Origin of the sequence: Flavobacterium sangjuense (genome assembly GCF_004797125.1) — a bacterium.
Lineage (GTDB): Bacteria > Bacteroidota > Bacteroidia > Flavobacteriales > Flavobacteriaceae > Flavobacterium > Flavobacterium sangjuense.
In genome coordinates this window covers 787,097-811,648 of sequence record NZ_CP038810.1, presented here as the reverse complement: position 1 = coordinate 811,648, position 24,552 = coordinate 787,097, and the positions used below count along the sequence as shown (strand labels likewise).

Annotated in this window: 22 protein-coding genes; 13 read left to right on the top strand and 9 right to left on the bottom strand. The window is 36.1% G+C overall.

Annotated elements, in window-relative coordinates:
• Positions 1-7 precede the first annotated feature (7 nt).
• A complete protein-coding gene (locus GS03_RS03610; RefSeq protein WP_136151206.1) occupies positions 8-946 on the bottom strand; it encodes an L-threonine 3-dehydrogenase in 939 nt (312 codons plus the stop codon).
• 159 nt (positions 947-1,105) lie between these two features.
• On the opposite strand from GS03_RS03610, the gene GS03_RS03605 reads away from it, so the two are divergent.
• Positions 1,106-1,699, top strand: a complete 594-nt coding sequence (locus GS03_RS03605) for a hypothetical protein (RefSeq protein WP_136151205.1) — start codon at positions 1,106-1,108, stop codon at positions 1,697-1,699.
• Positions 1,700-1,702: 3 nt separating this feature from the next.
• On the top strand, positions 1,703-5,065 hold the full coding sequence (mfd, locus tag GS03_RS03600) for a transcription-repair coupling factor (protein ID WP_136151204.1): 3,363 nt from the start codon (positions 1,703-1,705) through the stop codon (positions 5,063-5,065).
• On the opposite strand, the gene GS03_RS03595 is transcribed toward mfd, so the two are convergent.
• The 4 genes from GS03_RS03595 to GS03_RS03580 all read right to left on the bottom strand — a co-directional run bounded on the left by GS03_RS03595 (position 5,066) and on the right by GS03_RS03580 (position 9,400).
• A complete protein-coding gene (locus GS03_RS03595; RefSeq protein ID WP_136151203.1) occupies positions 5,066-5,749 on the bottom strand; it encodes an alpha/beta fold hydrolase in 684 nt (227 codons plus the stop codon).
• A 56-nt stretch (positions 5,750-5,805) separates the two neighbouring features.
• Positions 5,806-7,992, bottom strand: coding sequence for a M12 family metallo-peptidase (locus GS03_RS03590; protein ID WP_168710261.1), 2,187 nt, complete (start codon positions 7,990-7,992; stop codon positions 5,806-5,808).
• 128 nt (positions 7,993-8,120) lie between these two features.
• The gene (locus GS03_RS03585; protein ID WP_136151201.1) at positions 8,121-8,480 is read right to left on the bottom strand and encodes a YraN family protein; all 360 of its coding nucleotides are present in this window, start codon (positions 8,478-8,480) and stop codon (positions 8,121-8,123) included.
• 23 nt (positions 8,481-8,503) lie between these two features.
• Entirely contained in the window at positions 8,504-9,400 is an 897-nt protein-coding gene (locus GS03_RS03580; RefSeq protein WP_136153053.1) for a S66 peptidase family protein, read from the bottom strand.
• Between the two features lie 278 nt (positions 9,401-9,678).
• Here GS03_RS03580 and metG point away from each other — a divergent pair, with 278 nt between their 5' ends.
• The 3 genes from metG to GS03_RS03560 all read left to right on the top strand — a co-directional run bounded on the left by metG (position 9,679) and on the right by GS03_RS03560 (position 13,236).
• Positions 9,679-11,736, top strand: coding sequence for a methionine--tRNA ligase (gene metG / locus GS03_RS03575; protein WP_136151200.1), 2,058 nt, complete (start codon positions 9,679-9,681; stop codon positions 11,734-11,736).
• A 65-nt stretch (positions 11,737-11,801) separates the two neighbouring features.
• On the top strand, positions 11,802-12,317 hold the full coding sequence (locus GS03_RS03570) for a ferritin (protein WP_136151199.1): 516 nt from the start codon (positions 11,802-11,804) through the stop codon (positions 12,315-12,317).
• Positions 12,318-12,549: 232 nt separating this feature from the next.
• A complete protein-coding gene (locus tag GS03_RS03560; RefSeq protein ID WP_136151197.1) occupies positions 12,550-13,236 on the top strand; it encodes an HAD family hydrolase in 687 nt (228 codons plus the stop codon).
• A 3-nt stretch (positions 13,237-13,239) separates the two neighbouring features.
• On the opposite strand, the gene GS03_RS03555 is transcribed toward GS03_RS03560, so the two are convergent.
• Together GS03_RS03555 and GS03_RS03550 are read right to left on the bottom strand one after the other, a co-directional pair.
• On the bottom strand, positions 13,240-13,668 hold the full coding sequence (locus GS03_RS03555) for a hypothetical protein (protein WP_136151196.1): 429 nt from the start codon (positions 13,666-13,668) through the stop codon (positions 13,240-13,242).
• Positions 13,669-13,859: 191 nt separating this feature from the next.
• Positions 13,860-14,192, bottom strand: coding sequence for a single-stranded DNA-binding protein (locus GS03_RS03550; RefSeq protein ID WP_136151195.1), 333 nt, complete (start codon positions 14,190-14,192; stop codon positions 13,860-13,862).
• A 379-nt stretch (positions 14,193-14,571) separates the two neighbouring features.
• Between GS03_RS03550 and GS03_RS03545 the strand changes: the two genes are divergently transcribed.
• The 4 genes from GS03_RS03545 to GS03_RS03530 are packed head-to-tail and all read left to right on the top strand — an operon-like array spanning position 14,572 to position 18,368.
• Entirely contained in the window at positions 14,572-14,922 is a 351-nt protein-coding gene (locus GS03_RS03545) for a hypothetical protein (RefSeq protein ID WP_136151194.1), read from the top strand.
• A gap of 10 nt (positions 14,923-14,932) precedes the next feature.
• Complete coding sequence (locus GS03_RS03540; protein ID WP_136151193.1) at positions 14,933-17,320, top strand: M20/M25/M40 family metallo-hydrolase; 2,388 nt, start codon at positions 14,933-14,935, stop codon at positions 17,318-17,320.
• Complete coding sequence (locus tag GS03_RS03535) at positions 17,317-18,120, top strand: SDR family oxidoreductase (protein WP_136151192.1); 804 nt, start codon at positions 17,317-17,319, stop codon at positions 18,118-18,120. The genes GS03_RS03540 and GS03_RS03535 overlap by 4 nt, the downstream gene beginning before the upstream one ends.
• A complete protein-coding gene (locus GS03_RS03530) occupies positions 18,117-18,368 on the top strand; it encodes a CBU_0592 family membrane protein (protein ID WP_136151191.1) in 252 nt (83 codons plus the stop codon). Before GS03_RS03535 ends, GS03_RS03530 begins: the two co-directional genes overlap by 4 nt.
• Positions 18,369-18,394: 26 nt before the next feature.
• Here GS03_RS03530 and GS03_RS03525 read toward each other — a convergent pair whose 3' ends face one another.
• Positions 18,395-20,449, bottom strand: a complete 2,055-nt coding sequence (locus GS03_RS03525) for a M13 family metallopeptidase (protein WP_136151190.1) — start codon at positions 20,447-20,449, stop codon at positions 18,395-18,397.
• Positions 20,450-20,620: 171 nt separating this feature from the next.
• On the opposite strand from GS03_RS03525, the gene GS03_RS03520 reads away from it, so the two are divergent.
• The 4 genes from GS03_RS03520 (at position 20,621) to GS03_RS03505 (ending at position 23,844) form a co-directional block, all read left to right on the top strand.
• The gene (locus tag GS03_RS03520; RefSeq protein ID WP_136151189.1) at positions 20,621-21,295 is read left to right on the top strand and encodes an SCO family protein; all 675 of its coding nucleotides are present in this window, start codon (positions 20,621-20,623) and stop codon (positions 21,293-21,295) included.
• 74 nt (positions 21,296-21,369) lie between these two features.
• Positions 21,370-21,606, top strand: a complete 237-nt coding sequence (locus tag GS03_RS03515; protein WP_136151188.1) for a FeoA family protein — start codon at positions 21,370-21,372, stop codon at positions 21,604-21,606.
• 6 nt (positions 21,607-21,612) lie between these two features.
• Positions 21,613-23,718 carry a ferrous iron transport protein B gene (gene feoB / locus GS03_RS03510; RefSeq protein ID WP_136151187.1) on the top strand — a complete coding sequence of 702 codons (2,106 nt, stop codon included), beginning with the start codon at positions 21,613-21,615 and terminating at the stop codon, positions 23,716-23,718.
• The gene (locus tag GS03_RS03505; RefSeq protein WP_136151186.1) at positions 23,719-23,844 is read left to right on the top strand and encodes a FeoB-associated Cys-rich membrane protein; all 126 of its coding nucleotides are present in this window, start codon (positions 23,719-23,721) and stop codon (positions 23,842-23,844) included.
• Here GS03_RS03505 and GS03_RS03500 read toward each other — a convergent pair.
• The gene (locus GS03_RS03500) at positions 23,841-24,494 is read right to left on the bottom strand and encodes a metal-dependent transcriptional regulator (protein WP_136151185.1); all 654 of its coding nucleotides are present in this window, start codon (positions 24,492-24,494) and stop codon (positions 23,841-23,843) included. The two genes, GS03_RS03505 and GS03_RS03500, sit on opposite strands and share 4 nt — an antisense overlap.
• Positions 24,495-24,552 lie beyond the last annotated feature (58 nt).

Sequence of the window (24,552 nt, the reverse complement as noted above, 5' to 3'; positions counted from 1 at the left end):
TTTTTGTTTATTTCAAATGGTCTAACATTTCCTGAGTCATCGAAGCTAAATCAAATTCGTGCTTCCAATTCCAGTCTTCTCTTGCACTGCTATCATCAATTGAAGCCGGCCAACTGTCTGCAATCTTCTGACGGAAATCAGGTTTGTATGAAATTGTAAAATCCGGAATGTGTTTCTTAATCTCAGTTGCGATTTCAGCTGGTGTAAAACTTATCCCGGACAAATTATAAGAAGAACGAATCTTGATTTGTTCACTTGATGCCTGCATAATTTCTACCGTAGCTCTAATCGCATCATCCATATACATCATTGGCAAAGCTGTATCTTCCGAAAGAAAACATTCATACTTCCCATCTTTCAACGCTTTGTGATAAATATCAACCGCATAATCTGTCGTTCCGCCACCAGGCTCCGTTGACCAACTTATCAAGCCTGGATACCGAATGCTGCGTACATCAACACCATAAATATTATGGTAATATTCACACCATCTTTCACCAGTTTGTTTACTGATTCCATAAACAGTTGTCGGTTCCATAATGGTATATTGTGGCGTATTATGTCGTGGAGTTGTTGGTCCAAAAACAGCAATACTCGAGGGCCAGAATATCTTTTTTATTTTTTTGGCTTTCGCCAGATTCAAAACGTGAAACAACGAATTCATATTCAAATCCCATGCAAATGCAGGATTTTTTTCTGCCGTTGCCGATAGCAAAGCTGCCATCAGATAAACATCTGTAATTTGATATTGCTCAATTAAATGCTCAATTTGATTGTAATCTAAAGCATTGACAACTTCGAAAATACCGTTGTTAACTATGTCATTATTCAGTTTTCTGATATCGGAAGCAATGACATTGTCATTGCCATAAATGCTTCTCAGCTTTTGGGTAAGCTCGGTTCCGATTTGTCCGCAAGCGCCAATGATTAGGATTTTTGTACTCATGTAGTAGTGTTGTTTGTTTATACAGCAAAGATACCTTTTTTGGGAAATGTAACTTCTGTAAAAAGGCTGTTTTCTTTTTAATAAAATTATAATCCCTTTAACTACTTCATACTGAAGTTTCCTTTTACCTTTGTACCTTTGTGTCTTTAACGCCTACCCATGAAATTATCTTTTTCTTCATTACTATTGATATTGGTATTGCTTTCTTCCTGCCAGGAAGATCCAAAAGTTCGTGCCTTGCAACAGGAAAAAGAAACGCAGAAAAGAGAAGTTATATTTTCCAATATCAATAAAGGTTGGAACTTTAATTCACAACCTTTAAACCAAACTTCAAGAGAGCTGACAACCAATTGGGCAGAATGGCGCGTGTTTCTAAATGAGTTAGGACAAAAACCAAAAAGCAGTATTGGTGCTTTTCAGCAAAAAGCCAAAACGCTTTCTAAAAGAGCGGCTGAATTAAACATCAACATACCCATTAAATATAGTATCCCGGAAGTAAAAAGCCGAATTGCCGTTCTTACGACCAAAGTCAATGCTATAAATTTATACATTCATCTGAATCAGATTCCCGATCAAAAGATTGTACAATTAGTTCAGGAAATTAATACCGAAGTGGCGTCTATGCAATGGCAATTGGACGAAATCAAGCGTAAAAGCGAAATCAAAACAGAAGATGGCGAAGGCGATATGTTACGAATGTTAGATACTGCCAGAGCGGTTCCGACCAATCCTGTTCCAAAAATTATAAAATAAGTTTTGAGTTTAACTTCATTATATAACGGTTATCTCCATTCGACGAAAGTCAAACAAATAACGGATGTACTCGAAAATCCTTTGACCAAAATTCAGTTAAAAGGACTTTTGGGCTCGTCTTTCTCGTTTGTATTTCAGGCTATTTTTAAGCAAAGCGACAAACCGTTTCTGTTAATTTTTAACGAAAAAGAAGAAGCGGCCTATTATTTAAACGATTTGGAACAAATGATTGGTGCCAATGATGTGTTGTTTTATCCAAGTTCCTATCGTCGTCCATACCAAATTGAAGAAACCGACAACGCTAATGTTTTATTGCGTTCCGAAGTTTTAAACCGAATCAATTCGAGAAAGAAACCAGCCGTTATTGTTACGTATCCCGAAGCGCTTTTTGAAAAAGTAGTTACCCGAAAAGAACTCGAAAAAAACACCTTGAAAATTGCTGTTGGCGAAACGGTTACCATCGATTTTATCAACGAAGTGTTGTTTGAATACGAATTCAAACGTGTCGATTTTATTACCGAACCAGGAGAATTTTCTGTTCGTGGCGGAATCCTAGATGTGTTTTCTTTTTCCAATGACAATCCGTATCGTATTGAGTTTTTTGGAAATGAAGTTGACAGTATCCGAACCTTTGATGTCGAAACGCAGCTTTCACTCGAAAAACAAACCAAGATTACGATTATCCCAAATCTGGAAAATAAATTCGTTCAGGAAAATCGCGAAAGCTTTTTAGATTATATCAGCGACAAAACTGTTTTATGTATTGAAAACACAGAGTTCCTGACTTCACAATTAGACAAACTTTTTGGCAAAGCGATAGAAACTTTTGACAAACTTTCGAAAGACGTCAAACACGCTGAACCCAAACATTTATTCCTGAATCAGGAAGGTTTTTTACGCAAGGCTTTGGATTTTTCTATCATTGAATTATCGAACAAACCGTTGTTCCAAACGACCAAATCTTTTGAATTCCACATACAACCTCAGCCATCTTTCAACAAACAATTTGATTTGTTATTGAACAATTTGAGCGACAATCATTTTAATGGTTATACCAATTATTTGTTCTGTTCGAATGAAGGGCAAGCCAATCGTTTTCATGATATTTTTGAAAGCATTGATGAAGAAAACCACGAGAATATCCGCAAACAATACCATACAATTGTAGCTTCTTTGTACCAAGGTTTCATTGACGAAGAAAACCAAATTGCCTGCTATACTGACCATCAGATTTTTGAACGTTATCACAAATTCAACATCAAAAATGGCTATTCTAAAAAGCAAACACTTACGCTAAAAGAACTGAATTCATTATCTGTTGGCGATTATGTAACTCACATCGATCATGGAATAGGAAAGTTTGGTGGCTTGCAGAAAATTCAGGTCGAAGGCAAAACACAGGAAGCAATAAAACTCGCTTACGCCGATAATGACATCGTGTATGTGAGCATTCATTCGCTGCACAAAATTTCGAAATACACCGGAAAAGACGGAACGCCACCAAAGATTTACAAGCTTGGTTCGAATGCCTGGAAAACCTTAAAACAAAAAACCAAAGCGCGTGTCAAACACATTGCTTTTAACTTAATTCAGCTATATGCAAAGCGCCGTTTGGAAAAAGGGTTTGCCTGCGCACCTGACAGTTATTTACAGAAAGAATTAGAAAGTTCATTCATTTACGAAGATACACCAGACCAAATTACGGCCACACAAGACGTCAAAGCCGACATGGAAAAAGACCGCCCGATGGACCGATTGGTTTGTGGCGATGTTGGTTTCGGGAAAACAGAAGTCGCTATTCGTGCCGCTTTTAAGGCTGTTGACAATAGTAAACAAGTCGCGATTTTGGTTCCGACTACAATTTTGGCGTACCAACATTACCGAACTTTTACCGAAAGGTTAAAAGATATGCCTGTCAATATTGGTTACCTCAACCGTTTCCGAACCGCCAAACAGAAAGCAAAAACCATAGAAGATTTGGCTTCGGGGAAATTGGATATTCTTATTGGCACACATCAATTGGTGAATAAAAATGTAGTCTTTAAAGATTTAGGTTTGCTGATTGTTGACGAAGAACAAAAGTTTGGCGTCAACGTAAAAGACAAACTGAAAACCATTGCAGCGAATGTTGATACTTTAACTTTAACCGCAACGCCAATTCCGAGAACCTTGCAATTTTCATTGATGGCAGCTCGGGATTTATCGGTAATTACTACAGCTCCGCCAAATCGGTATCCGATAGAATCAAAGGTTGTTGGTTTTAGTGAAGAGTTGATTCGTGATGCGGTTTCGTATGAAATTCAAAGAAACGGACAGGTTTTCTTTATCAATAATCGAATCGAAAACATCAAAGAAATTGCCGGAATGATTCAACGATTGGTTCCCGATGCTCGTGTCGGAATCGGTCACGGCCAAATGGAAGGCAACAAACTTGAAGAATTAATGCTAGGATTTATGAATGGTGAATTCGATGTTTTGGTGGCAACCACAATTATCGAAAGTGGATTGGATGTGCCAAATGCGAATACGATTTTCATCAACAATGCTAATAATTTTGGGCTTTCTGATTTGCATCAAATGCGTGGTCGCGTTGGTCGAAGCAATAAAAAAGCATTCTGTTATTTTATTTGTCCGCCTTATTCTGTGATGACGGATGATGCCCGAAAACGTATTCAGGCATTAGAACAATTCAGCGAATTGGGAAGTGGTTTTAATATCGCGATGAAAGATTTGGAAATTCGTGGTGCCGGAGATTTATTGGGTGGCGAGCAAAGTGGTTTCATCAATGAAATTGGTTTTGAAACCTATCAGAAAATCATGAACGAAGCCATTGAAGAGTTGAAAGAAAATGAATTCAAAGAGCTTTATGAATCAGAAAATGATATCGATACCAAAGAATATGTAAAAGAATTGCAGATTGATACCGACTTCGAATTACTGTTCCCGGATGAATACATCAACAACATTACAGAACGTTTAAATCTGTATAACGAACTGGGAACTATCAAAGATGAAGCTGGATTGTTGGCCTACGAAGCCAAACTAATTGACCGTTTTGGGGCATTGCCAAAAGAAGCAAAAGCACTCTTGAACAGCATCCGAATCAAATGGATTGCAACGCAAATGGGAATTGAAAAAATCATCATGAAGCAGGGCAAATTGATTGGTTATTTTGTGGGCGACCAACAATCGGATTATTATAATTCAAAGCAATTCAGACAAATGCTTCAGTTTGTTCAGCAACATGGAAACATCTGCAAAATGAAAGAGAAGGAAACCAAAAACGGATTGCGTCTATTACTCACTTTCGAAAACGTAAAATCCATAAACAAAGCATTAGAGTTTATGGAAATGATGAAGAAATAATCAACTAAAATAGTTTTTAATCTGATGTGCCAATTCCACTTTATATACTCTTTCAATCGGATGTTGCGTATTGGGTAAGACTAAAAACTGTCCGTTTGGCAATTGTCGATAGGCTGCACTACTTTCTTCAATGCTTACCATCACATCTTTATCACCTACAGCAATCAATGTCGGTGTAGTAATTACAGCAAAATCATCATTTTTAAGAGCTGGAGATTTCCCTAGTTCCAACATCATTTCAGCAGTTTTGTACATTAACTTTTCCCAGTTCTGCCCATGAAGTTTCTCTAAAGCGGCTGCATATTTAGGTACTTTCTCTTTGATGATTTCGGGATTTAAAAAAGAAGTTTCTTTCTGTGAACCTTCAATAGTCCAATTCAATTTTGTGGCCAAAGTGAATAATTTTTCGATTCTCTCCGGATGGTTTTTGGCCAAGTAAAGTCCAACATATCCACCCATACTATAACCGAAAATATTTATTTTCTCTATCTTATTTTCATTCAAAAAATCCAAAACCTGATTGGCAAATCCAGCAATGGTTAATTGTGTTTCTGAAGTTTTCTGTTGACCATGACCTTCAAAATCGAGTGTGTAAATTTCGAAATCTCGTTGCAAAAGCGTTATCAGTTGGTTAAAATTTTCTGCACTTCCCAGTGCACCATGAAGTAATAAGAGTTTTTGCATATTGGTATAAATGAAAAACCACCCGTTACCGAGTGGTTTTGATAAGTAGTAAATGTTTAATTCTTCAATACTTTAAAATTAGCTTCTTTATCTTTAATTTTCAATTTAAAGAAATACGTTCCTGTTGCAAATTTAGAGATGTCAACATTGGTAATTAACTCATTCATCTTTTGGTTATATAACAATTGTCCCTGAACATTATAAACGGTAACTTCGGAAATGGAATCTTTAGAACTAATGGTTACTTTTCCGGTAGTTGGATTTGGATAATAACTATAATCTAAGAAATTATTGCTTACTTCACCTAAGGTTCCTGTGCATGTTATAGTAGCATCCCATCCGGCAGCAACAGTATTTTGATCAGAAGTAAACTTAAAAGTCAATGAACCATCGGCAGCTGTTGAATCAAAAGTTCCCGCATCTATACTTCCTGTTAAACCACCTAATGTTAAATCTTCCGAAGAGACATCCGGACCATTATAGATGAATAAAAAGTCCCAATTTTCTTCAAGCTCGAAACTTGCGAAAGTAACCCTTAGTTTTAACCCTGGATTATATGGTGTCATGGTTCTTGTCCAGGACTGCATATCGGTATAATTTCCGGTTGTGCCACCTGTATCTGTAAACGGCGTGTCTAAACAGTAATTAACTGCGGCAGTGGCAGCTATTTTCTCCCTTGAAGCTGGCTGTAAACCGGCACATAAAGGTCTAACTCTTACATTATAATAAACATTTGGATTTAACCCCGTTGCTGTATATGAATTGGTTGTAGCCGTATTCCAAACAGAATTTGATCCAACTGGTCTAACCGAAACTTGCCAGGAAGTTGCAGAACCAATATCTGTCCATGCTATTTGTACAGAATCTGAAGTAATATTTGACGTGGTTATATTGGTAACCGTATTTGGGCAGCTGGTTACACAGTCTGTACTTAAACATGACTTGTTATTAACAGTATTTAAAATTACTGTTGTTGGTTGTGGGCCAAAACCATTATTAAAGCTTATCCCTACTCCAGATACTAAATGGCAATAACTCATTATTGTCCCTTTTACTGATCCTGATGGTAAAGTTGCTGGTGTGGTCATACAAGAATACCCTTCAGAGCCAGAACCTAAAGCATAAGGACCGCAATTATCTATTGCGGTATTATTTCCGTTCCATGCGCAGGAATGCGTATGTCTTGAGCCTAAAAGGTGTCCAAATTCATGTGTGATAACCTGAACAGTCCAAGAAAAGGTTGGGACAGAACTATAACTAAAATTGACATCGGAATAACTATAATTATTTTGAGTACAAATTCCATTTATGGTGGAGGCAACACCGCCTAGTCCTTCAGGGTCAATCCCGACTAATTGACCAACATCGCCATCAAATACCGGAGTAGTATTTCCAAAAGCATTCAAATAATCTCCCGAACTTGTTCCGATTCCTTCATAAGGATCAGGAGTTGTCCAAATATACATTGACTTTAAACTAACTGTAATTCCGCTATTGTTGTATAATGTTTGAACCTCATTAAAAACGGATGTCATCCAGTTGGTTGTAGCAGTGATGTCATTTCCGTTTAGGACAAACAAATTATTATCAACTTCAAAATACATTGAAACACATTTGGTACTAGTGATGTCTCTGTTAAAGTCACCACTACTTTCAGTCGCGTTATCTCCATCTTTTGTATGACAATCAAAGCCATTTAACACTTTCATTTTAGCATCAGAATAAACAATATAATCTGTTTGATTGTTTACTTTATCTAACTTTCCAACAACAAGGTTTCCTAATTCAGAACTGGAAATGATTCCGTTGAATTCTCCATTAAAAAAGTTGAATGCCGAAACCGAATTCGTTTCTCCATTTATGATTCCGCGGTAGTAAACTCCTTTTTGATAGCTGATGTTTTTTACTTTATCCGTATCGACATGAAAACCTTCTGCAAATGGATTTACTTTATACAAAAGCACAGCAATATTCAGGTTTTGATATGGTATTTCTAATTCAATAGTTTCATATCGGTTGGCAACAATTTCATTGATTCTTTCAACATTTATTGTTGCTAAAGTGGCGTCAGAAACAACTTTGTTTACATCGCTGTCAATAGTGTTTTGAGTTGCAGACAAAACAGAAATTGGTCTGAAGCTGGCCTTTAAGCTCTGTAATTCAGATACTCTTTCGGCAATTTTATTTTGCGCTACCAAATTGGTTAAACAAAATAAGACGGTTACTAGTAAGGTTTTTTTCATAGCTTGAAGTTGCATTTTTTTTGTAAAGTTATTGAAATTCAGAACACGACAAATTATAATCCCATATTTTAAAATTTTACTATTCAAAAATGATAGAATTTTAAAAACAGTTAGTAAAAATTAATCGCTCAAAAATGGAAGAAAGCATCCTCAATATGTTCTATTTTGTATATTCCTTCTTCCTTGTATATTGCGATAATGTCAAAGCGTACTTCGGCATCTAAATCATTAGAAACTATGTATTCATTTACGGCTTTGACTAACAATTGGATTTTCTTTGGTTTTACAAAATCCTGAGGCAGACCAAAGTCAATACTCGAACGGGTTTTGACTTCAACAACGGCAACTATGTTATCTTTTTGAGCGATGATATCAATCTCTGCTTTTTGAAATGTCCAATTGGTTTCCAATATAGTATAACCATTTTGTTTCAAAAAACCCTCCGCCAATTCTTCACCTAACTTCCCTAATTCGTTGTGTTCTGCCATGTCATTGCGAGTTTACGAAGCAATCAATCAAATATCACTTTGCTTTCTTTAGCATTGACTTCCATAGAAACCTGCCTTCCAAAAATCAAGGCGCGATTGTCTCTGATATGTCCAGCCGGGAAATTGTAAATGATTGGTATGTCTAATCCTTTAACAGTATCTTCAATAATTTCCAGCGCATTTCTTCCCCACGGAATATCGTTGTCTTTCATTTCGGTCATGGCACCAACAATAATTCCTTTCAAACTACTCAAACAGCCGTTGCGTTTCAGGTTCATCATCATTCGGTCAACATGGTATAAATATTCATCCAAATCTTCAATAAACAATATTTTATCGTTGCAATCAATTGCCGATTCAGAACCTAATAAGCTGTATAAAATAGATAGATTTCCACCAACCAATTCACCTTTGGCTTTACCATTATGATTCAAGGCGTCACAATCTAAAGTGTATTGCAATTTGTCTCCAAACAAAGCGGCGCACAAAGAATTTTTAGCTTCATCCGTCGCTCTCGGAATGGCAACCGGCATCGTTGCGTGTAAGGATTCAATTCCCATTCGGTTCAAATGACTATGCAAAACAGTGACATCGCTAAAACCAATTATCCATTTTGGGTTTTGTTTGAATTTGGTAAAATCCAATTTGTCGATAATTTTTACCGTTCCATAACCGCCACGAACACACCAAATCGCTTTGATGTTTGGATTGTCCATTTGCTCCTGAAAATCTGCCGCACGCTGTTCTTCTGTTCCGGCTAATTGGTAATAATCTAAACCAATGGTATTTCCGATTTTTACATTTAATCCCCAGCCTTGAAGTAAATCTATAGTTGGTTTTAAATTGTCATCAATATTTTTTCTTGCGGTAGAAACGATGGCAACGGTGTCGCCTTTTTGCAGGTAAGGTGGTGTAATCATCTTTTTTTGAGAATGAAGATTTAAAAAGAATAAAGATAATAGAATAAAGAATATAGATTTTTTGTTCATTTTTGAAAATGATATGAGCAAATATAATCAAATTCTGGTTTAAGAAAACCAATGCCCTAGCCCTGATAGTAGTGAAAATCCTTTTTTGAAATGTCACACTGAGCTTGTCGAAGTGTTACATTTCAAAAAAGATTGAAACGGATAGCAGGAAATAGCTTCAAATAAAAAAGGTATTGCTTATTTTTGCAAATTACATACTGAATTTTATCATGTTAGAAAATCCAAAAAGATATACCATCACAGCCGCGTTGCCTTATACCAACGGTCCAATTCATATTGGGCATTTGGCGGGCGTTTATGTGCCATCCGATATATATGCCCGTTATTTAAGATTGCAGGGGAAAGATGTTGCCTTCATCTGTGGAAGCGATGAACACGGCGTTGCCATTTCAATGAAAGCCAAAAAAGAAGGCATTACACCACAACAGGTTATTGACAAATACCACGGAATTATTCGTCAGTCGTTTATCGATTTCGGAATTTCATTTGATAATTATTCGAGAACATCTTCCAAAATTCATCACGATACGGCTCAGGAATTTTTTAGAAAATTATATGATAATGGCGATTTCATTGAAGAAGTTACCGAACAATTGTATGATGCCAAAGCTGATCAGTTTTTGGCCGACAGATTCGTAACCGGAACTTGTCCGAAATGTGACAACCCTGAAGCTTATGGAGATCAATGCGAACGTTGTGGCTCCACTTTGAATGCAACGGATTTGATTAATCCAAAATCAACAATTACAGGTGATACGCCAATTTTAAAATCAACAAAACACTGGTTTTTGCCATTAGACAGATACCAAGATTTTTTACAAAAGTGGATTTTACAAGACCATGCAAAAGACTGGAAAGTAAATGTTTTGGGGCAAGTGAAATCTTGGTTAGACGATGGATTAAAACCTCGTGCGGTAACCCGTGATTTGGATTGGGGTATTGACGTTCCGGTTGAAGGTGCGGAAGGGAAAAAATTATACGTTTGGTTCGATGCGCCAATTGGTTATATTTCTTCGACCAAAGAATGGGCAGCAAGAGAAGGAAAAAATTGGGAAGATTACTGGAAAAAAGACGATACAAAACTGATTCACTTCATTGGGAAAGACAATATTGTTTTTCACTGTATCATTTTCCCGGCGATGTTAAAAGCGGAAGGAACTTATGTTTTACCTGATAACGTTCCGGCAAATGAATTTTTGAATTTGGAAGGAAACAAACTTTCGACTTCAAAAAACTGGGCAGTTTGGCTGCATGAATATTTGCAGGATTTCCCGGAGAAGCAAGATGTTTTGCGTTACGCTTTGACAGCAAATGCGCCGGAAACAAAAGACAACGACTTTACCTGGAAAGATTTTCAGGCAAGAAATAATAACGAACTGGCAGCAGTTTTTGGAAATTTCATAAATCGTGTGGTGGTTTTAACCAATAAATATTACACCGGAATCATTCCAACGCCTAATGAATTTAATGAAGTTGACACCCAAACCTTAGCCGAATTAAAGGCTTATCCTTCTGTGATTTCTTCTTCGATTGAAAGATATAGATTTAGAGAAGCGCAAGGCGAATTAATGAATGTGGCTCGTTTGGGGAATAAATATTTAGCCGACGAAGAACCGTGGAAAATGGTAAAAACCAATCCGGAACGAGTACAAACACAAATGTATGTGGCACTTCAGATTGCAGCTGCATTACAGGTTTTATGTGAACCTTTTTTACCGTTTACTGCAAACAAATTAGCAACCATTTTGAATAGTAAAAATCTAAGTTGGAGTTCGGTTTCAGAAACATCTGATTTACTTCCTGCCGGACATCAAATTGGTGAAGCGCAAATTTTATTTGCCCAAATTGAAGATGCCGAAATTCAAAAACAAATAGACAAACTAGAAGCTACCAAAACATCAAACGCGATGGAAAATAAAGCAACCGAACCTCAAAAACCAACAGCAACATTTGACGATTTTGCCAAATTAGATTTGCGCGTTGGAACCATAGTTGAAGCCGAAAAAATGCCAAAAGCCAACAAGCTTTTAGTATTGAAAGTAGATACCGGTTTAGATGTTAGAACCATCGTTTCGGGAATTGCAGAACATTTTTCGCCTGAAGAAGTAATTGGAAAACGCGTTACGGTTTTAATCAATTTGGCTCCAAGAGCCTTGCGTGGTGTAGAAAGTAAAGGCATGATTTTGATGACCAATAATGCTGAAGGCAAATTAGTTTTTGTAAATCCGGATGCTGACGGTGTTGATAATGGTGCTTTGATTAGCTAAAAAACAATTCAGACATACTTAGACTAAGCGATTTATTTTTTAACTTTATAAAAAAATAGCGAATTATGTTATCAAAAAATATAGAAGCTGCATTAAACAAGCAAATCCGAATCGAAGCAGAATCTTCACAGGTTTATCTGTCAATGGCTTGCTGGGCAGAGATACAAGGTTTAGAAGGTGTTGCGCAATTTATGTATACCCAATCTGATGAAGAACGTATGCACATGTTAAAGTTGGTGAAGTATGTTAACGAACGCGGCGGACACGCAATAGTAACTGACTTGAAAGCGCCTAAAACTTCTTTCGGAGCTATGAAAGAAATGTTTGAAGAACTGTATAATCATGAATTATTTGTTTCAGACTCAATTAATAAATTGGTTCATGTGACTTTTGAAGAAAAAGATTATGCCACACACAACTTTTTACAATGGTATGTTGCTGAACAAATTGAAGAAGAAGCTCAGGCAAAAACCATTTTAGATAAAATTAATTTGATTGGAGATGACAAAGGCGGATTGTATTTATTTGATAGAGATATTCAACAAATAGTCGTTAAAAGCTCAATCGGAATTACCCAATAATTAATCCGAAATCCACTCATTTTGAGTAATAAAGAAAAACATAAATCCAAAAAGAAGTCAGAAAAAGTACTTCTCAAACTCCACAAGATTGCTGAAAATTGCAAGTCAGAATGTTGTGAGAAATATAAAAAAAAAGAAAGCAAACGCTGCAAACGTTGTCCAATGTTTGACTTGCTGAAAAAATATAAAACTCCTTCTTCTTGATGGAGTTTTTTTTACTAAAACAACGACTATGAATTTAAAAGTAATTGCCTTCGATGCTGACGATACCTTATTTGTCAATGAACCTTATTTCCAGGAAACAGAGCAAAAATTCTGCGCTTTGATGAGTAGTTATTTGTCACATCACAGTTTGTCACAGGAATTGTTTAAAACCGAAATTGGCAATCTGGACTTATATGGTTACGGTATTAAAGGCTATACATTGTCAATGATTGAAGCCGCAATGAAAATCTCTAACAACACTTTGTCTATTGAAGTTATTGGAGAAATTATTGAATTGGGGAAAGCATTATTACAAAGACCTATCGAACTTTTAGATGGCGTTGAAGAAACGCTGAAAGCACTTCAGGGGAAATACAAACTGATTGTGGCAACCAAAGGCGATTTGAAAGACCAACAAAGAAAACTTCACGACTCCGGACTTGGCCCTTACTTTCATCATATTGAAGTGATGGCCGATAAACAAGAAGTGAATTACGAGAAACTCTTGAAGCGATTGGAAATTGAGTCAAAAGAATTTTTTATGATTGGAAATTCATTGAAGTCGGATGTTTTGCCGGTATTAGGCATTGGTGGTTATGCTGTTCATATTCCGTTTCACACGACTTGGGAACACGAAATAATCAGTCATAAAGTAAATCATCCTAATTTTAGAACATTGGATAAAATATCGGATGTTTTGGAAATTTTACTCTAAATCTTAATTAATATAAGTCCAATTAATTCCATCGCTGACAACTGTTACAGTGCGCAAATTTCCCTCATACATATAGATCTGTGTACTTCCTGTTGTAGAATTTTTTGGAAATAACATTCCGGCTGCAGAAATAAGTTTAGCCGTATAAGCATTATTAATATTTCTTATAAAATACATCCTTCCGGGAAAAGCAACTGCACTCGGTAACTGAAATTCCTGATCCGTTGCTTGTGGGTTTATTGAAATGTATACGCCATCACTAATCGGAGTTATGGAACCACTTCCGTTTAATGTAATAACTTTAACTGAAAGATTCCCATTAATATCTAAAGTGCTTTGTGGATTTACAGTATTAATCCCAACTTGGGCAAAACCATAATTTGCAGTGCAAACGACTGCAATTAAAATCAGTATTAATTTTAATTTATTCATGGTTTTGGTTGTTTTGACATTTTAAATGTAACTAAATTGTTGAATAAACGTTACTTAACCATTTTCAAATCGACACCGAAAACGTTTGCGTGTTGACAACTTTATATTTTTTGCGTTAAAAGATTACGATTTTGGCAATAAAAAAACGGCAAAAGTTGAACTTTGCCGTTTTCCATTGGTATTTGAAAAAACTATTTCCCCAACAAAAGAATGTCATTGGCAACTACTTCTGTAACATATTTTTTGTTTCCTTCTTTGTCGTCATAACTTCTGTGTGTAAGTTTTCCTTCGATGGCGATTTCTTTTCCTTTGGTTACATACTTTTCGATGATGTCAGCTACTTTGCCCCAGGCTGATACTCTGTGCCATTGGGTTTCTTCTACTTTTTCACCTTTGTCATTGGTGTAATACTCATTAGTAGCGATGGTGATGTTGGCTACTTTTTTTCCTCCGTCAAAGGCTTTGATTTCTGGTTCTTGTCCTACGTGACCGATTAACTGTACTTTGTTTTTCATTGCATTCATGGCGTTTAAAATTTAAATGTTATTGTTAAAAATAGTTTTGTTGTTTGAGATTGTTGTGTCAAATCAACGAGGCAAAGTTGTGACGGTTTGCGAAAATTATTCGGTAAATAAGCATTTACTTTCGGTTGTAATTGTTTGTAAACGTTTGTAAACGGAAATATTTTTATTATATTTGAATGAGAAAAGGCTGACAAATACAAAAGATAATTCCGGTTTAGCCCCGATGGAAGCGGCACGAAGTAGAGCGGACAGCGGGAAAACGGAATCCAAAAATGCCCAAGCCTTTCGCTCCTAGAAGAAATTATTATTAGGGATGATGAGATTAGCTTGCGATCTGTCGCTGCGCTCGATTGTCTTCGTTCCTCGCAATGACAAAAAAATGAGTAAAGTCTGTTTAGAATGTGGTGAAAAAATTGTAGGTCGCGAGGACAAAAAGTTCTGCAGCGATGGCTGTCGCAATGCTTACAACAACAAAATAAACAAAGACAGCACAAATTATATGCGTAACATCAACAACAAGTTACGCAAAAATTACCGAATTTTGTCAGACCTCAATCTGGAAGGGAAATCAAAAACCACGAAATCCAAGCTGTTAAGCAAAGGTTTCGACTTTGATTTTTTTACCAACATACTAAATACGGGAACTGGTAACACTTATTATTTTGTGTATGACCAAGGTTATCGATTTTTGGATAACGATTTTTATATGTTAGTAAAAAAAGAACATTAATTTTGTCTTAATGAGAAAAAATAATACTTCGATTTATTCCCTATTAGTTCTTGTGGCATTGCTGTTCGGTATTTTCTTCTTTATGATGCCACAAAGTTATGACCAAACGGAAGCGCCGCTTTCGGAGTTTTCTACCAAAAGAGCTCTAGCAACCGTAAAAGAAATTTCGAAAAAACCTCATTTTATTGGTTCCAAAAACCACGAAGTTGTTGCCAATTATCTCCAAAAAGAATTACAAAATTTAGGTTTAGAAACCTCAGTTCAGGAAGGTTTTACTATGACCGAAAAAGGAACCTTGGTCAAATCAAAAAACATTGTTACTACAATAAAAGGTTCCAAAAACACCAAAGCATTACTATTGCTTTCGCATTATGATTCGGCGCCACATTCGTACTCCAAAGGCGCGAGTGATGACGCTTCGGGCATTGCTGCAATTTTGGAAAACGTTCGTGCTTTTCTACACAATAAAACGCCACACAAAAACGACATCATTATTCTTTTTACCGATGCTGAAGAATTGGGTTTGAATGGTGCAGCGCTTTTTGTCACAGAACATAAATTGTCCAAAGAAGTTGGTTTGGTTTTGAATTTTGAAGCGCGCGGAAGTTCCGGACCAAGTTATATGCTGATGGAAACCAATGACGGAAATGCCAAAATGGTTGATGCGTTCAAAGCAGGAAATGTGAGTTATCCTGTTTCGAATTCGTTGATGTACAGCATTTATAAAATGTTGCCAAACGATACCGATTTGACTGTTTTCAGAGAAAGGGGAAAAATTCAAGGGTTTAATTTCGCTTTTATCGACAGTCATTTTAATTATCACACGGCACAAGATAAATATGAAAATCTTGATCCGAAAACCTTGGCGCATCAGGGAAGTTATTTGTTTCCGTTGCTGAATTATTTTTCAAATGCTGATTTGACTGATTTTAATTCGGCCGATAACAAAGTCTATTTCAATGTGCCCTTTAGTTTTGTGAGTTATCCTTTTGGATGGATTTTACCAATGCTGATTGTAGCTTTTGGATTGTTTTTACTATTTGTTTTTGTTGGTTTGGGGAAACGTGCACTTCGTTTGGACGAAATCATAAAAGGATTTGTGCCGCTTTTAGGTTCACTTGTTACGGCAGGTGTATTGACTTATGTAGGTTGGAAATTGCTGTTGAATTTCTATCCGCAATACAACGACATTCTTCACGGATTTACCTATAATGGTCACGATTATATTTATGCTTTTGTGAGTTTGACATTAGCGATTTGCTTTTTGTTTTATCAAAATGACGGCAAACGAAATCCGGAAATGAGTCAAATGGTGGCGCCATTATTTGTTTGGCTGCTTATCAATCTTGGCATTGCTTTTAAACTTCAAGGCGCCGGATTTTTGATAATTCCGGTTATTGCCAGTTCGTTGATGTTAGGCTTTTATGTGCTTACGCAAAAATCGGGTTGGATATTGAATTGTCTTTTGGCTATTCCAACGCTGATAATTTTGGTGCCTTTTATTCAGATGTTTCCAATTGGTTTGGGATTAAAAATTTTGTTTGGAAGTGCAGTGCTGACAGTTTTAAGTTTTACTTTATTGTTACCCATTTTTGGTTCGTATGTCAAAAAAGGAATTTGGGCCATCTTCTTTATTTTAGTTTCAATTGGATTTTTTATCAAAGCGCATCAAACTTCGGATTATACCAATGAAAAAGCAAAGCCAAACAGTTTGGTCTACATTTTAGATGCTGATGCAAACAAAACGAATTGGGCAACCTATGACAACAATCTAGACGAATGGACAAAAACCTATTTGGGTGAAAAACCAAAAGCAGCGACCACTTTAAACTCGAATAAACTATATAGCAAATATGGTTCACAATATACTTTTATGGCTGACGCTCCACTGAAGAATATTCAGAAACCAACCATTGAATTTCTTCGTGATACCATTAAAGGAAATCAGCATCTGTACAAAATAAAAATCACGCCAAACCGAGGCGTAAATCGTTATGATGTTTTTGTAAACAACAATAGTCAAATCAATAATTTAAAAGCCAATGGTGTAAAACCGATTGATTTTAAAAGCAATATTGCTTCCAAAACTTTGGGCAAATTGTTAACCTATTATGTTGTGGGCAATCTTCCGTTAGAATTGGAATTCTCCATTTCAAATTCACAAAAACTGGATTTAGATTTAGTGGAAAGCTCGTTTGATTTATTGGCAAATCCTTCGATAAAAATGACTCGAAGAAAACTGGGAATGATTCCAACGCCTTTTGTTTTAAACGATGCCGTGATTATCAAACAGAAGCTAAAACCATCGCCAAAAACTCTGGTTAAAACTCCTGCTATGAGGAATTATTACGAACGAAGAGATACTTTGAATGTTGCAGTTGACAGCTTGAAACGATGAAGCAAATCTCTATTTTAGGTTGTGGTTGGCTTGGTTTGCCTTTGGCAAAATCATTATTGGAAAAAGGATTTTCAGTAAAAGGTTCGACTACTTCTTTGGATAAAATTCCGGTTTTAAAAGATGCCGGAATTGAAGCGTTTCAAATTGAAGTTTCTGAAGATAAAATAAAAGGAGAAATCGATTCGTTTCTTGCAACTTCAGAAATCCTGATTATTGATATTCCGCCCAAATTGCGAAGTGTTACCAGCGAAAACTTTGTCAAAAAAATTCAGAATCTGATTCCGTGTATCGAAAAATCGAAGATTAAAAAAGTTGTTTTTATAAGTTCAACTTCGGTTTATGCTGATGATAATTCTATTGCTGCCGAATCAACAAAACCAAATCCCAATTCGGAAAGCGGAAAACAATTATTACAAGCAGAAAACCTTTTGCAAAACAATGCAAATTTCAAAACTACAGTTGTTCGTTTTGGCGGATTAATCGGCGAAGAACGACATCCAGTACATTTTTTGGCGGGACGAAAAGATATCGAAAATCCGGAGGCTCCAATCAATTTAATTCATCAAACGGATTGCATTGGAATCATCAAAACAATAATCGAACAAAATTCTTTCGGAGAAACTTTCAATGCTGTCGCTCCATTTCATCCGACACGAAAAGACTATTACATCCAAAAAGCTTTAGAACTAAATTTACCGTTACCGGAATTTGACGAAACTAAAATCTCGGTCGGAAAAACAATTTTGAGTAATAAACTGGAAAACACTTTAGGTTATAAATTTAAAAAAATGACACTATGAATACAACAGACATCATCGGAACAATCGGTGTTGGATTAATCCTGATAGCTTATTTTCTGAATATATTTTCACTGATAAAAAAAGATGGAATTCTATTCTATACTTTGAATATTCTTGGTGGCGCCATTGCCTGTTTTTCTTCCTATCTTATTCGGTTTTGGCCTTTCGTGGTTCTCGAAGGAACCTGGGCGATAATCAGTGTAATTGGCTTACTAAAAAGCATAAAAAAACCTCAAGTATTACCTTGAGGTTTTTATTTATAATTGGAATTTGATTACCAAATTTTAACTCGTTTGTTTGGTTCAAGATACATTCCGTCTCCTTGTTTGATATCAAACGCTTTATAGAAAGTATCCAGGTTTAACAATGGTACGTAAGCTCTGTACATTCCAGGTGAATGTGGATCAGTTTTTAGTTGATTTTTCAAAGCTTCATCACGCATTTTGCTTCTCCAAACAGTTGCCCATGAAATAAACAAACGTTGCTCTGGTGTATATCCATCGATTAATCCAGGGTTTCCATTTTCCTTTAGATATAATTGCAAACCATCATAAGCGGCGTTAATTCCACCTAAATCTCCGATGTTTTCACCCAAAGTAAATTTCCCGTCAACATGAGCTCCAGGCAATGGTTCTAAAGCTGAATATTGGTCTGCCAATGCGCCACCTAATGCTGTGAATTGTTTTAAATCATCTTCAGTCCACCAATCTACAAGATTCCCTTCTGCATTATATCTTGAACCTTCATCGTCAAAACCATGTGAAATTTCGTGACCGATAACCGCTCCGATTCCACCATAATTTACCGCTTCGTCTGCTTGATAATTATAAAAAGGCGGTTGTAAAATTGCTGCCGGGAAAACAATCTCATTATATGATGGATTGTAATACGCATTAACGGTTTGAGGAGACATTCCCCATTCTGTCTTGTCTACTGGTTTACCTTGTTTTTCTAAATCTTTTTTCCAATTCCATTCCGCTACATTTCTTCCGTTTTCAAAAAAGCTTCCGCCTTCGTCCGGGCTTTTAATCGTTAAAGCGGAATAGTCTTTCCATCTGTCAGGATATCCAATTTTAATCGTTAAACTATTTAATTTTTGAATCGCTTTTGTTTTGGTTTCTGCAGACATCCAAGCTAAATTGTTGATTCTGTTTTCATAAGCACGCATGATATTTTTAATCATTTTGGCTGCTTTTCCTTTTGCTTCTTCAGGAAACTTTTGCTCAACATATAATTTTCCTAGAGCCTCTCCAACGGTTCCGTTAACCACCTGAAGCGCTTTCTCATGACGCGGTCTTTGTTTCAAAGCACCAGTCAATGTTTTCCCGTAAAACTCCCAGTTAGCCGTTTCAATATCAGTTGATAATGTCGATGCAGAACCTCTTAACAACATCCAACGCATGTACGCTTTCCAATCTTCAACTTTGTTCTCAGTAAAAATCTTTTGTAAGGCTGTCATATAACGAGGTTGGCTTACGATAATAGTGTCTAATTTTTTGAAGCCAACTTGAGCTAAATAGGTGTTCCAATCAATAGCCGGAACCATTTTTTGCAAATCAGAAATCGCTGTTGGATTGTATTGCTTTCTGGCATCTCTTCTTTCAACTCTGTCTAATCTTGGACTTGACATTGCTGTTTCTAAAGCCAAAATCTTATCCGCATTTGCTTTTGCCTGCTCTGGTTTTTCTCCTAAGAACTGTAACATTCTTGCTACGTGCAGTACATATTTAGCCCTTTTTTCCTGAGAATCTTTATCCTCTGAAACATAGTAATCTCTATCTGGCAATCCTAATCCGCCAACTCCTAAACTTACCACATTTCGGTTACTGTTTTTGTCATCAGCCCCAATTCCAACGCCAAAAAATCCAACACCACCACCTTTAGCTTCTGTCTCCATCATCAATTTTTGCAAATCGACCATGTTTTTAACTGCGTCAATTTTTGCTAAATAAGGACGTATCGGATCAATTCCGTGCTTGTTTCTTGCCACGGTATCCATAGCTGCTTTATACATGTTTATGGCTTTCCCTTGATCGGTATTTGAACCATACTTTGGATTTTTAGTCGCCTCTTTTAAGATAGCCAATGCATCTTTATCTGTGTTTTGACGCAATTCATCAAAACTTCCCCAACGGGTTTTATCTGCCGGGATTTCTGTATTTTTTAACCATGTCCCATTAACAAACTTAAAAAAATCGTTTTTTGGACTTACCTTTTTGTCCATCAAAGACAAATTAATTCCAGGTGTTTTTTGCTGTGCATTGATTTGAAAAGCACTTGTAAATACAGCTGCTGTCAACAATGTTTTTGAAAGAATAGTGAACTTCATAAATAGTTGGTTTATTTTTAGTGGTACAAATTTATTCTTTCTGATGAAAGAAAAGATTTTTTAACAGAATTATATGTCTTAATTGCTTTCAAAATGTTACAAAGAAAGGACTTGCTTTTGTACTTTTGCACCCAATACCGCAGGTCAAACTGTTATTAAGTAAAAAAAAGAATGCTCGATACCATAAAGAAATATAGGATTTTTATTGGAACTTTTGTGATTTTTTCCATCATAACCATTACATTGTTTTACAATGTTTTAAAACCAAGTAAAACACTTCCCATCTACAATCCTTCAGCCGTCAATCCTGAATTAGTCGATTCAACTGTTCAGTATATTGCCCGGGAACATAAAATTGCCGACTTCTCGTTTATCAATCAAAACGGAAAAGTAATTACGCAAAAAGACTATGAAGGCAAAATTTATGTAGCCGATTTTTTCTTCACTACTTGTCAGTCCATTTGCCCAATTATGACCACCAATATGGTTGATGTTCAAAAAGCCATTTTAAATAACCCAAAAGTGATGCTGCTTTCGCATACGGTAACTCCGGAAATTGACAGTGTTCCTGTTTTGAAAAAATATGCTCTCGAAAAAGGTGTTATTGACTCCAAATGGAACTTGGTTACGGGCGACAAAAAAGATATCTACAGCTTGGCGCGAAAATCATATCTGGCAGTAAAATTGGGCAAGCCAAATGAATTGTATGATATGGTGCACACCGAAAATTTTGTCTTAGTCGATGCGCATAGAAGAGTTCGTGGCTTTTATGACGGAACTAAAAAAGAAGAAATCAATCGCCTGATTGACGATATCAATTGGCTTTGCGAAAATGATAAAAAGTAGTTAAACTGACATTTATCACTTAATATTCTCAATTTATGCTTACTTTTGTAATCTTAATTCAATCTAAATAAGCATTGAAAACCACTGTTGATTTATTACAAATTGGAGACATCGCCACAATCACTTATGTTGATTTGGATAAAATTCCGCTAAAGCTTTTAGAAATGGGTTGCTTCCCTGACAACACTTTGGAAATTATCCAAATTGCACCGCTTGGCGATCCCATTTATCTGAATGTAAATAATGGTTCTCATTTGGCTATCAGAAAGGAAACTGCTCGTGAGATTGAAGTTGAAATCCATGAGAAATAATCAAGCATGAGCATCCAGAACATCAATGTTGCCTTAATTGGAAATCCAAATACCGGAAAAACTTCGGTTTTCAACCAATTGACAGGATTGAAGCAACAGGTTGGAAATTATCCCGGTATTACCGTTGAAAAAAAATTGGGTTTTTGCAAATTAACCAATACAATCAAAGCCAATATTCTTGATTTACCCGGAACTTATAGCCTGAATGCAAGTTCGATTGACGAGAATGTTGTCATCGAATTATTGCTTAATAAAAACGACAAACTCTTTCCCGATGTTGCCGTTGTAATTACAGATGTTGAAAATTTAAAAAGAAACCTTTTACTTTTTACCCAAATAAAAGATTTGGAAATTCCGACCATTCTTGTCATTAACATGACTGATAGAATGAAATCAAAAGGGATTTCACTGGATATTTCCTTTTTGGAGGTTCAGCTAAAAACCAGAATTGTTTTGGTTAGTACCCGAAAAGGCATTGGAATTGATGAGCTTAAGAACACGATTGTCGATTATAAAAATCTTTCCAGCGAACCTTGTCTTAATGCTTCGATTATTGACGTTGAATATTTCAATAAACTCCGTCATGCTTTTCCAAATCAGTTGTTGTACAAACTTTGGCTGGTGATTACGCAGGATGTGAATTTTTTGAATTTGGAACGAAATGAAATCCGAAATACTTTCACAAAATCGCATTCCGATTTAAAACGGTTACAGCAAAAGGAAACTATCAAACGATACCAATTTATCAATGACACTTTGAAAGTTGGGCAAACCATCGACTCAACAAACGCCACCGATTTGCGCTCCAAATTAGACAAAGTACTAACGCATAAAATTTTTGGTTACGCTATTTTCTTTGGTATTTTACTTTTGATTTTCCAATCTATTTTTGATTGGTCGAGTTATCCGATGGATTTTATCGATGCCTCTTTTGCCGATTTGGCAAATTATGCTAAAACGCATCTTCCGGCTGGAGAATTTACCAATTTAATTAGCGAAGGAATCATTCCGGGAATTGGCGGAATAGTAATTTTCATTCCGCAAATTGCGTTTCTTTTTCTCTTTATTTCTGTACTTGAAGAAAGTGGCTATATGAGCCGTGTTGTCTTTTTGATGGATAAAATCATGAGACGTTACGGACTTTCGGGCAAAAGTGTGGTGCCGTTAATTTCGGGCACAGCTTGTGCGATTCCAGCGATTATGAGTGCAAGAAATATTGAAAACTGGAAAGAACGACTAATTACCATTTTGGTTACACCATTTATAACATGCTCAGCACGTTTACCGGTTTATGCCATTTTGATTGCTTTGATAATTCCAAACAAACGCTTATTTGGTGTTTTCAGTTTGCAAGGCGCAACACTGATGATATTATATCTTTTGGGTTTTGGAATGGCGATTTTTTCGGCCTACATTTTAAATAAAATTTTAAAGGTTAAAACCAAATCGTACTTCGTTGTTGAAATGCCAAATTACAAATTGCCGCTTTTTAAAAATGTGGCGATTAACGTAATTGAAAAAACAAAATCATTTGTTTTTGGAGCCGGGAAAATTATTTTGGCAATCTCAATAATCCTATGGTTTTTGGGTTCACATGGTCCTGGAAATGATTTTAAAAACGCTCAAAACATAGTTGAAAAAGAAGTTTATTCTTCTCCAATGAAGATAAATCCATCTGTGATTTCGGACAGGGTTTCTGAATATAAATTAGAGCATTCCTATATTGGAATCATCGGGAAATCTATTGAACCTGTAATTCAACCTTTGGGTTATGATTGGAAAATCGGTATTGCTGTGGTTACTTCTTTTGCGGCTCGTGAAGTTTTTGTCGGAACACTGGCAACCATTTACAGTGTTGGAAGTAAAAGTGATGATGACTCAACAATAAAAAACCGAATGGAATCTGAAGTTCATGATGACGGCAGAAAAGTATTCAACTTTGCGACCGGCGTTTCGTTGCTGTTATTTTATGCTTTCGCGATGCAGTGTGCCAGTACGCTTGCCATAACAAAGAAGGAAACCAATTCCTGGAAATGGCCATTAGTCCAGTTGATTTTTATGAGTGGATTTGCTTATATAACCGCATTGATTGCTTACCAAATCCTGAAATAAATGGAAACGCAACAAATCTTAGTTTATCTTACTCTTGCAGTAGCTTTGATTTTTATAATCCGGAAGTTTTTTTGGAAAAAGAAGTCAAAGAAAAACTGTGGCGATGATGATTGTGGCTGTCACTAAACAATTTTTACGTAAAGATTGTTGGCTATCATATTTGAAACGGTAACCGCTTTTTCTTCCACTTTTATTCGCAATGACAAATCGAATTCTTCTTTGGCTAAAACCTCGATTTTAGAACCTAATGTAATTTGATTTTTATCCAAATATTTCAAAAACTGTGTGGACGAATCTTTGACACCAATGCAAATTCCGGTTTGGTTTTCATTGAGTTCGGCCAATACTAATTTTTCTACTTTATTGATTTTTCCATTTGCATCCGGAATCGGATCTCCGTGTGGATCTTCGGTTGGATTGCCCAAAAAATTATCCAGTTTATTGATAAGCTTTTCTGATTTTATGTGCTCCAATTGTTCTGCAATATCATGAACTTCGTCCCAGGAAAACTGCAATTTATCTACCAAAAAAACTTCCCACAAACGGTGTTTTCTAACAATCATTTTGGCTGAGAGTTTCCCTTTTTCTGTCAATAAAACGCCTTGGTATTTTTTGTAAACTATTAATTCTTTTTCGGCCAACTTCTTCAGCATGTCAGTTACTGAAGACGCTTTAGTTTCCATTTTTTCAGCAATAGCATTGGTACTTACCTCAACACCTGAAGCAGCCGTAATATGATATATTGTTTTTAAATAATTCTCTTCTGAAAAAGTCATAGTATTATGTAATCTGATTTAGCCTCTCGTCTTTTGGGACGAAACTGGAAATAGCTTC